Source organism: Hymenobacter jeongseonensis, assembly GCF_015694725.1.
Taxonomy (GTDB): Bacteria; Bacteroidota; Bacteroidia; order Cytophagales; family Hymenobacteraceae; genus Hymenobacter; species Hymenobacter jeongseonensis.
In genome coordinates, this window is the sequence record NZ_JADQDQ010000021.1 from 23,743 (window position 1) to 33,588 (window position 9,846).

Consider the following 9,846-nt stretch of genomic DNA (forward strand, 5'->3'; position numbering starts at 1 on the left):
GGACCGTTTAGAGGTACAAAATTTCTTCTTGTCACCGGGTGCCTCTATCAAATACAATACCAGATTGGGGGTATTGTGTTTTGTTTCTTTCCCCGTTCCTTTGGGTCCTTTCAATCGACGCGAAAACCAGTTAAAAGGTGGTGGTTCCTCCGCTCGTTGGGCACCTTTCTTCCCACTTTCTACATGAATCCCTCTTTATTCTCACGGCGGCTTTTGCGGGCAAGCCGTGTACTTCCCTCCCTGGCCCAAGCGCGACTGGGCGTCGCAACGGCTAGTGGTACGGCGACCGGCCCCGGCGGCACCGCCACTTATTGGCCTTGCCTACTCGTGCTGTTCCTGTTGTGGAGCGGCTGCCTGGGGGTTCAGGCGCAAGTTCCCACCTGGCAGATGGCTACGGCCGTAGCGCCGCCCACGACCCTGGCCGGGTATAGCGCGGTGCAGGCCGCGGCGGCCGATGGCAACGGCAATCTCTACCTGGCGGGCGTCTTTCAAGGCACCGTTTCGTTCGGCAGCACCACCTTTACCAGCCCGACCAACCCGGATGTGTTCGTTGCGAAGTGGAGCCCGGCCACCCGTGGTTTCGTCTGGGCACAGCGGGCCGGCGGGGGGTATTCCGACTACGTGAGCGGCATCGCGGTGAACGGGGCCAATGTCTACATTACGGGGGGGTACCAAGTGAGCGCCTCCTTTGGCACCACGACGTTTCCCCCGCCCACCATCTACTTTACCGACCGCTCCTTTGTCTACGTCGCCAAGCTGGCCGATGCGGGCAGCAGCGCCCGCTTTGTGTGGGCGCAATCGGCGGGCAGCTCCGACAACAACGAGGCCGGCGGCCTGGCGGTAAGCGGCAACCAGCTCTACATCACGGGCGCGTTCAACCAAAACGCGACGTTTGGTTATTCCTCCTACGCCACGTTTGGCGCCTTCCGGGTGTCCACCTCCGGGTACAAGAGCGGCTTTGTGGCCAAACTCACCGACGCCGGCGCCAGCGCCAGCTTCACCTGGGCCGAGCCGGGCGGCGGGCCGGGAACGGGCGTGGCCCACGTGGCGGTGAACGGGGTCAGTGTGTACCTCACGGGCGCGTTCGACCGCGCCCGGGCAACCTTTGGCGCGGTTACGCTCGCCAACGCCGACGCCAGTGGGAGCACCTACACGAGCAGCGACGTGTTCCTGGCCAAGCTCACCGATCACGGGACCAGTGCCACCTACGCGTGGGCCGAGCGGGCCGGGGGGCCGGGCTACGACCGCGGCCGCGCCTTGGCAGTGAATGGCAGCAACGTGTACCTGGCGGGCGAGTTTTCCGGCACCATGGCCATGCCCCATGCCACCGTGCTGACCAGTGCCGGCAGCGAGGATGTGTTCGTTGCCAAGTACGTCGATGCCGGGGCCACCGGCTCCCACGAGTGGGCCCAACGCGCCGGCGGCAGCGGGTCGGATACGCCCGCTGCCTTGGCGGTGCAGGGCACGAGCCTGTACGTGGGCGGTGAGTTTAGCGGCAGCACGGCGGCGTTTGGCAACACCACGCTGCGGGGGGCCGGGGCCTCCGATGCGTTCGTGGCCCGCCTGACCGATGCGGGCGTGAGTGGCAGCTTTGCCTGGGCCCAGCAAGCCGGGGGCCCGGGTTACGATGCGCTCCGTAGTGTAGTCGTGCAAGGCACTGCGGTCTACGCGGCCGGCGTAATGACCCCCGTTGCCAGCTTTGGCACCCAGAGCATTGCAGGCTTGTCAACGGCGGGCTTTCTGGCCTCCCTCGGCAACTCCGCCTTGTCGGCGGCGGTCGGCTTGCGGCGGGCCGGTCCGCACTTATTCCCCAATCCCGCCCACCGCACGGCCACCCTGCGTCTGCCCGTTGGGGCCACCGCGGCGCCCCTGGTTCTCACCAATGCCCTGGGCCGCGCCGTGCGCCGCTACCCCGCCCCGGCCGGCCCCGAGGCCGCGCTCGACCTACAGGGCCTGCCCGCGGGCCTCTACCTGCTGCGCGGCGCCGGGCTACCCCAGCGCCTGGTGATAGAATAAGGGCGCTTCCTTCGGGGTGGGTGAAAAGGATTGGCCCAGCTTAACGGAGCAGCGAGTTGAAACCAGGCACCGAAACAAGGGGTAAAAGGCAGCACGGGGTGGTGGGGCAGCGTGGCGGCGCGGTGGCGCCTACCACTACGGCCGGGCGCCGTGGCCGGCGAAGGCCCAGCGTGACCGGGTCGCGATCGTGGGCACAGCAGTCCGCGTTGAAGGGCGACGATTCAGCAGTCTCCGCCGGATTTCGTAGCGCTCATTTTGGTAATAGTGGGCCTCGTCGCAGTCTTCGTCATTCCGGATGCCCCAAGCACGCCAGCGGCGGAAGGGCGCTGCACCGTCGCAAGGCGGTGCCGCATCCGCTGCGCGGTTTACTTTTAGGCCCCCCGACGGGTGGTGCCCAAAGCGGGCAGAATCTGCTCTGATTGTATCCCCTTATGCGGCACGTTTCCCTGACACGCTTCTTCTTTCCCACGCGCGGGTGGCCGCTGGTGGGGCTCTGCTGGCTGGTCAACTGGACGGCCCGGGCCCAGGCGCCGTCCTGGCAGACCGCCGTGGCCAGCGCGGCCCACTTCTGCACGGTGAAGGCGACCGCCCTCGGCCCGGGGGGCGACGTGTACCTCGTAGGCGCTTTTGCCGGCACCGCCCGGTTTGGCCCGATTCGGCTCGCTAGCACCGCAACAGGCCAGGGATTGGATGCCTTCGTGGCCAAATGGAGCCCAGCGTCGCAGCAGTTTGTCTGGGCCAAGCGCCTCGGCGGGACCGCCTCGGACGAAGCCCTAGCCGTGGCGGTGCACGGAGCGGCCGTTTACGTGACGGGTTACTTCGGCAGCCTCAAATTGCGCGCGGGCCCGCTGACCCTGACCAATGCCGATACGGTGGCCAGTGAGCACCGTATCGATAAAGAAACCACCGACGTGTTTGTCGCCAAGCTCACCGATGCGGGCCCTACCGCCGCCTTTACGTGGGCCCAGCGGGCGGGGGGACTAAAGAATGACACCGGCCAGGGCGTGGCCGTGAACGGCGCGCAGGTCTACCTGACGGGCGTGTGCCGCAGCGCGGGGAGCCAATTCGGTTCCCTCCTGCTCCCCGCGCTCCGCGAGGGGACACCTGAGGACGCCAGGCCGGTTACCCAGCAGTTCGTGGCCAAACTCACCGATGCCGGCCCCAGCGGGCGCTTCGCCTGGGTGGTGCCCACGGGCGGCGGCCGGGAAGCCGGCGGGGCCGGCGCGCTGGCCGTGCAAGGCCCCGCCGTGTACGTGGTGGGCAACCCGGCCCGCGACGAGGAGTCCGACGGGTGGGACGACGCCGCCCCGCCCACCGAGGGCCCGTACGTGACCAAGCTCGCCGATGCCGGCCCCAGCGCCCGGCCGGTCTGGACCCAGCGCCTGACCCCGGGCAGCGCAGTGAGTGCCGTGGCCGTCCGCGGCGCGAACGTGTACCTAGCCGGCTGGTTTTGGGCCGACACGCTGCGTCTGGGCCCCGCGGTGCTGCGCAACACGGCGCGGGGCCGGGCCGAGGGGGCGAATCCAAACAGCTTCGTCGCCAAGCTCGTCGACGCGGGCGACCGGGCCGCCTATGCCTGGGCGCAGCCCGCCGGCGGCAACGGCAGTTGCCGCGTCAGCAACCTAGCCGTGGCCGGCGCCCGCCTGTACGTGACCGGCACCGTCTGGGGAGCCGCCCGGTTTGGCCCCGTCGCGCTCGCCGCGGCGCCTGCAGCGCCCCTGAGGCTGTACGTGGCCCGGTTGAGTGACCGCGGCACGACGGGCCATTACGACTGGGTGAGCGCCGTCGGGCCGCCCCGGACGTACGTACCGCCCCGGGAGCAACCCCGCAACTTCCACCAAATGACAACGCCCAGCGAAGTCAACGCGGTGGCCGCCCGCGGCGCCCGCGTGTATATCGCCGGCGGGTTCAACGGCCCGCTCCAATTCGGCCCCCGGGTCCTGACCTTCGCCAACCGCGTCAACTTGGCGGCGTTTCTGGCCTCGTTCACCGACACCGGCCGCTGAGTGCAAACAGGGCAACACGAAGCCCAGCCCTTGGACCAATTTATCCTTCGCCTAAACCACCGTTTCCCTAAACACAATCCGCATTCTGTTATTGGCTGTTGGATGCCTTGTCAAAGCGTAAACCAGATGCCGTAGTTGATTTCATCATACTTGCCCTGATACCACATGCTTTTCAGCCACTGCAATAGTTCTGTGGTGGGCTGGGTCAGAGGCCGCCCGCCCGGCCCATCCTGGGCCACGACGCGGTATTTACCAATCAGGTAACCGAGGAACTCCAAGGCAATCAGAAACTCCTTTTCCGTGGGCAGCAGCTTGTCAAATCCGGAAAAAATTCGGACGATGTCGTGCAATGGCGTGAAGTCCAATTGCAAGTCTTCGACGCATTGTTCCTCGAAAGCGCTGAATTGCTCCATTAACAGTTTCTCTTTTTCATTAAGTATTCGAGTGGTTTCCGTTTGACTTGCTCGGTTACGAACGCCGTCACCTGTTGTGCTGCTTCCATCCTTCAGAAGTAGCGCACTAAACATACCCTCCTTAATTTGAATGGGCCTAAGTTTAGGTCCGTACCGTTTTCCTGAACGACCCAGAAAGTCCTTTGCTCGTCATGAAAACGAACCAATGGGTTTAAGTGCTGCTGACCTCGCACGCAGAAAAGCAGTCCGGATGGCGGTATCCGAATTCTAGCCGGATATTGACCTGCCCGATGGTCGGTTAACCGTTGAACCGCACGGTTAACCACGGCCACGGGTGTACAAGGCGGCACGCTGATTTCAAAACCCGCTGGCGCGCGATACCCCCGCGGGATTACCCGATCAATAATGAGTGTGTTTACCTTTCATCTTGCAAAACTGACCGTTACGTCTTCCCTCCAAGCGTTATGGCGTCCTCCTACGGCTGACACTGTTCCGGGGCTAATCCATGCCGAATGCCTGACGGCGATGACGCTGGGTTCGGCTATTTTCTCACCAGCCCGCATGCGCATCCGGCACCTGGCGGTGTTTGCCCAATGGGTGGACGAAGCAGCGGTCGACCGGTTTTTGCAGCAGGACGATTTCGGTAAAACGCTGGCCACCGGATGGCACACCCGGTTGGCGTACTTGCGGCAGTGGGGCGCTATCGACGGGTTTGTCGTTCCCCAACACAGCACCGAGGTGGACGAACCGGCCGCGCCGGTGGTGGCCGTCACGATTGCCCGTATGCGGCTGTTGCAGGTGCCCCGGTTTATTCGGTGGGGAAGACCCGTGGAAAAGCTCGTGCGCGACCATCCGGGAGCAACGTTTGCCGTGGCCGCCATCCGGCTTCCCCGAACCGTGTCCACGTTCTCGGTGTGGAAGTCGCAACAGGAAATGGCCGCCATGGTGCACGGCCACAGCGCCGTTCCCCAGCCCAAGCGCCACGCCCAGGCGATGAAAGAACGGGAAAGAAAAGATTTTCACTTTCAGTTTACCACGCTGCGCTTCAAACCCCTGGCGGAATACGGTTCGTGGGAAGGCCGAACCCACCTGATTCCGGGCTTGACCCAAGGCAACTAACATGGGCTTCGCTTCTACCAAGCAGAAATGCCAAGATTGGTTTACGCAGCAATGGGCCATTTTCTGGGGGAAACGAATCGACCCCTTGGCCGTGCCGTGGTTGCTGGGGCCGGTGGGAAGCCTCGGGGTAATCGCCGATAATTTCGTTGAGGGGATTGCGGAACAAGAAGGGTTGGTGGTCGAACGAAACGCGACGGGCCAGGGGCTCATTCCCTCCATGCAGGATCTGCAGCTGCCGGAGGCGGAATTTGCCCGCCTTTCGCCGGCAATCGTCGATTTTTACGAAAACACCGGCCGGTACCGCTTGGCCTTTCGGGTGCAGTGGAATCCGTGGTTTAAGATTTTCGGAAAATTGGTAAATGCCTTGTTTAGCCACCGAATCGGGCAATTAACCATTCCCTCCAATCGGACAGCCGGGTCGGAGCAGATAAACAGCGAACTAATCACGCTCACCGACCCGGGAACAGGCAAAGTGAAGTATACCGTCTGGTACCGGACCTTTCAATCAACCGGACAAGTGCTGTATTCCGGCGTGTATTCGACCTGTACGCTGCCATCCGGGGAGGTATGCGTCAAAGCGGTGTTTCCGCTGCCGAATGGAAACGCCACGGTTCTATTGTCGCCAAGCGTAGGGCCCGATGGCGGGCTTCGCCTGGCGTCTTCGGGAAAGAAATTTGGGGACCCCGGGTTCTATTTCGTGCTTACAGACGCCAAAGGCCAGCTGTGGTCCCAATACATCCGCTCGTTTAGGGATCAGTTAGACGTCCGCTGCTACGAAGGAAACCTTAGGGCCGAACAAACCTTAACGTTGTGGCACCGGTGCGTCCTCCGGTTTCATTACTCGATACACTTGGCCGGACAAGAGGCTGCCGGTAGCACTCTCCCAAAGTTGGACAGGGAAGGCATTGGATAAAACCGTTTACGGCACCACCCTTTCGCTGAACACCCTGAACCCAGCTTACCTATCTTGCCGGAGCTGCTTTTGGCGACATTCGACCACACACCTAGTTCACCGTGAACAACCGCTGCGTCTGCTTTCTCCGCCAAGCGCGGCCCCTAGTGGGCAGCCTGTTGCTGATGGGTTGCCACCTAGCGGGTGAGACAGGGGCTGCTTATCCGCAGCCCGTGGTGGCCTTTGGCTTTGTGGTGTTCGGCGGCGTGGGCAATGACCAAATGTACTTTGTGCCCTTGAAGGACAGCACCCGGCGCGAGGTGATGCCGACAGATTTTCGCACCGAACGCTTGCGGGACGGGTTCTCATTTCGACCATCAGCCCCCATCAAAGACGCGTTGGCCCTGCTCGACACGTTCAGCATTGTCAATCAATTACACGACCCGCGACTCCAGAAGCACATGGGAAGAACCCTGTTCACACCGGTTCGCATGGTGTACGAAATCGACCCCGATGCGCTGGGCGTCTTTACGAAAGCAGGATTGGTCGATACCATCACGCTAGGTCAACACCGCTATGACAACAGGGGCGAGAAAGTCACGTTGGTTGTGCGTTTCCCCGGTGCCGATGTTCTGAAGATTAGCGCACTCCACTAAGCGCCGCGATGTTGAAACATAGCATCTTAAAAGGCTCCTTCACCTGAACAGCGCGTTAACCTTCGGACCTTTTTGTTTTACGTAACCGGTACATTGTCCCACCAACCGGGTCGGCCAAGCCCTCATCGGTACCCGGATTGCCAGCAACCGGGCCTTTTTTGCTGCTCAGTACCAACAGCTAGTTGTCCGCCCGGCCGCCATGCTGCCCACGCCGCCAACGGCCCCGCGCACGGCGGAGGCGGGCGGCTAATGCTTCGTCCCATGCCACACACCCCCGCCCCCCGCCCCGACGCGTGGCCCGCGCTGCCCGCTGATTCCTGGACCCCCACCCGCCACGCGCTGCACCAGTGGACGCAAATCGTGGGCAAAACCCGGCTGGCCCTCTGCCCCATGCTGAACCACTGGTGGCAGGTGCCGCTCTACGTGACGGCCCGCGGCCTCTCGACCGGGGCCATGCCGTACGCGGCGGGCCTCTGCGAGGTGGTGTTCGACTTCGTGGGCCACCGCCTGCGCCTGCACACCAGCGACGGCCAGACGCGCGAAATGGCCCTGCACCCCTGCTCCGTGGCCGAGTTCTACCAGCAGTACCGCGCCCTGCTGGACCACGCCGGGGTAAGCGCTACCATCTGGCCCGTGCCGGTCGAGGTGCCGGACACTACCCCGTTTCCCGACAACCACCGGCCCGGCGCCTACGACCGCGACGCGGTGCAGCGCTTCTGGCAGGTGCTGGTGCAGGCCGACGCGCTGCTGAACGAGTTTCGCAGCCGCTTCACCGGCAAGGCGAGCCCGGTCCATTTCTTTTGGGGCAGCTTCGATTTGGCCGTGACGCGCTTTTCGGGCCGGCCCGCGCCGCCGCACCCCGGCGGCATTCCCCACCTGGCCGATTGGGTCACCCGCGAGGCGTATTCGGCCGAGCAAAGCGCCGCGGGCTGGTGGCCCGGCGGCGAGGGGGCCGACGCCGCCTTTTACAGCTACGCCTACCCCGGCCTGCCCGGGCTGGGCCAGGTTCCCGTGCAGCCCGCGCAAGCGTTTTTCGACGCCGACCAGGGCGAGTTTTTCCTGCCCTACGAAGCCGTGCGCACCGGCGCCGACCCCCGCCGGATGGTGCGTGACTTTCTCCAATCGACCTACGCGGCGGTCGCCGACCTGGCCCGTTGGGACCGGCCCGCGCTGGAGCGTCGGTAAGCGGATGCTTGCCGCAGGGGCCACCGTTTATGTGAACGAGTCGGCAAGTCTCACTCCTTCGGCTCATCTCTGCTGCCGGGAGAGTTGTTTATTTGCTGCCCTCCACATTGCCTCCGCCCACATGACCCAAACCCTCCGCTGCGTCGTGCTGCTCTTACTCTGGCTGGTGGCCGCCCCTTCCAGGGGGCAAGGCCACGCCTCCTTCGTCACGGCTGACATCGACCGGTTCTGGCAAGCCTACGACCGCATCGTCACCACCAAGGACAGCGCCCAGCAGTACGCCTACCTCAACACCCTGTTCCTGCAGCCGGGCTCTCCCGGCCTGCAGGCCCTGAGGCAGGCCCGCACCTACACGGCCCAGTCCTACGTGGAGGCCATCAACCGCTACCCGCGCTTCTGGCAGTCAGTCCGACCAAACACCGCCCGGGCCCCCGCCTTGGCCCGCAAAGCTGCCGCCCAGGTCCGCCACCTGCGGCGGCTCTACCCCGACTTGCGGATGGCCACCACCTACTTCACCATGGGCGCCTTCCGCACGGGCGGCACGGCCGCGGGCAATATGGTGCTGCTGGGCAGCGAACTGGCCCTGGCCGATGCAACCACGAACACCACCGAATTTGGCCCCGACCTGGCCCCACTAAAAGCGCACATCGCCGCTAAAACCGAGGCGGACGTGCTCTTCACCGTGGTCCACGAGTACGTCCACACCCAGCAGAAAACTACCCTAGGTAACACGCTGCTGGCCCAGTGCGTGCTGGAGGGGGTAGCCGAGTTTGTGGCTGTCACCGCCACGGGCCACCGGTCCACGCTGCCGGCCCTGGCCTACGGCGCGGCTAATGCGGCCAAGGTCAAGCAGCGCTTTGGAGCGCACCTGTTGAATCCTTCCCCCGGTTTTTGGCTCTACAGCAACGAGCCAAACGAGTTTGACACGCGCGATTTGGGCTACTATGTCGGCTACGCCCTGTGCCAGGGGTACTACGAGCGAGCAGGCGACAAAAAAGGAGCGATCAAAACCATGATCGAGCTCGACTACAACGACGAGGCAGCCCTGCTCGCCTTTGTGGACCAGGCCGGCTACTTTTCGCAGGCCAGTGCGCAACTCAAAGCTGGCTTTGGGGCCGGTCGGCCCCGCGTGCTCGGGTTTACCCGTGGAGCCGGGCCGGCGGCCGTGACGCCTGGGCGGTCGACCATAACGCTCACTTTTTCCAGTCCCATGGACCCGCAGTACCGCAACTTCGAGCTGGGGCCTTTGGGGGTCGACCACCTGCTGCGCGTGCAGCGGTTTCTGGGCTTCTCGGCGGACGGCACTACTGCCACGGTTGAGGTAGTGGTGCAGCCCAACCGGCACTACCAGCTGCTGGTGGGCGACGGATTCCGGAGCCGGGATGGCCGGTCCTTGCAGCCCTTTTTGATCGATTTCACTAGCGCAGCAAACTAAACCACGGGCGGGCGTACTTGCTATAAACAGGCGTAGTCTGCTGTTCGGACCGTTTCGCTAAACGATAGGCCGCGGGTACATCCCCCTTGCCGCTCCGTTGGTTTCAGACGCGCTACCCCTGTTT

General features: G+C 63.9%; 8 protein-coding genes. 7 read left to right on the forward strand and 1 reads right to left on the reverse strand.

Annotated elements, in window-relative coordinates:
• The first annotated feature begins 183 nt into the window (after positions 1-183).
• The gene (locus I2I05_RS21090; RefSeq protein ID WP_196284251.1) at positions 184-2,016 is read left to right on the forward strand and encodes a T9SS type A sorting domain-containing protein; all 1,833 of its coding nucleotides are present in this window, start codon (positions 184-186) and stop codon (positions 2,014-2,016) included.
• 431 nt (positions 2,017-2,447) lie between these two features.
• On the forward strand, positions 2,448-4,022 hold the full coding sequence (locus I2I05_RS21095; protein ID WP_196284252.1) for a hypothetical protein: 1,575 nt from the start codon (positions 2,448-2,450) through the stop codon (positions 4,020-4,022).
• Between the two features lie 110 nt (positions 4,023-4,132).
• Here I2I05_RS21095 and I2I05_RS21100 read toward each other — a convergent pair whose 3' ends face one another.
• Positions 4,133-4,435: a hypothetical protein gene (locus I2I05_RS21100; RefSeq protein ID WP_196284253.1), complete on the reverse strand. Its 303-nt coding sequence runs from the start codon at positions 4,433-4,435 to the stop codon at positions 4,133-4,135.
• Between the two features lie 561 nt (positions 4,436-4,996).
• Between I2I05_RS21100 and I2I05_RS21105 the strand changes: the two genes are divergently transcribed.
• The 5 genes from I2I05_RS21105 (at position 4,997) to I2I05_RS21125 (ending at position 9,722) form a co-directional block, all read left to right on the forward strand.
• On the forward strand, positions 4,997-5,554 hold the full coding sequence (locus I2I05_RS21105) for a hypothetical protein (protein ID WP_230688465.1): 558 nt from the start codon (positions 4,997-4,999) through the stop codon (positions 5,552-5,554).
• 1 nt (position 5,555) lies between these two features.
• The gene (locus I2I05_RS21110; RefSeq protein ID WP_196284255.1) at positions 5,556-6,467 is read left to right on the forward strand and encodes a hypothetical protein; all 912 of its coding nucleotides are present in this window, start codon (positions 5,556-5,558) and stop codon (positions 6,465-6,467) included.
• A 101-nt stretch (positions 6,468-6,568) separates the two neighbouring features.
• Positions 6,569-7,102, forward strand: coding sequence for a hypothetical protein (locus I2I05_RS21115; RefSeq protein ID WP_196284256.1), 534 nt, complete (start codon positions 6,569-6,571; stop codon positions 7,100-7,102).
• 261 nt (positions 7,103-7,363) lie between these two features.
• Positions 7,364-8,287, forward strand: coding sequence for a DUF5996 family protein (locus I2I05_RS21120; RefSeq protein ID WP_196284257.1), 924 nt, complete (start codon positions 7,364-7,366; stop codon positions 8,285-8,287).
• A gap of 121 nt (positions 8,288-8,408) precedes the next feature.
• Positions 8,409-9,722, forward strand: a complete 1,314-nt coding sequence (locus tag I2I05_RS21125; protein WP_196284258.1) for a hypothetical protein — start codon at positions 8,409-8,411, stop codon at positions 9,720-9,722.
• Positions 9,723-9,846 lie beyond the last annotated feature (124 nt).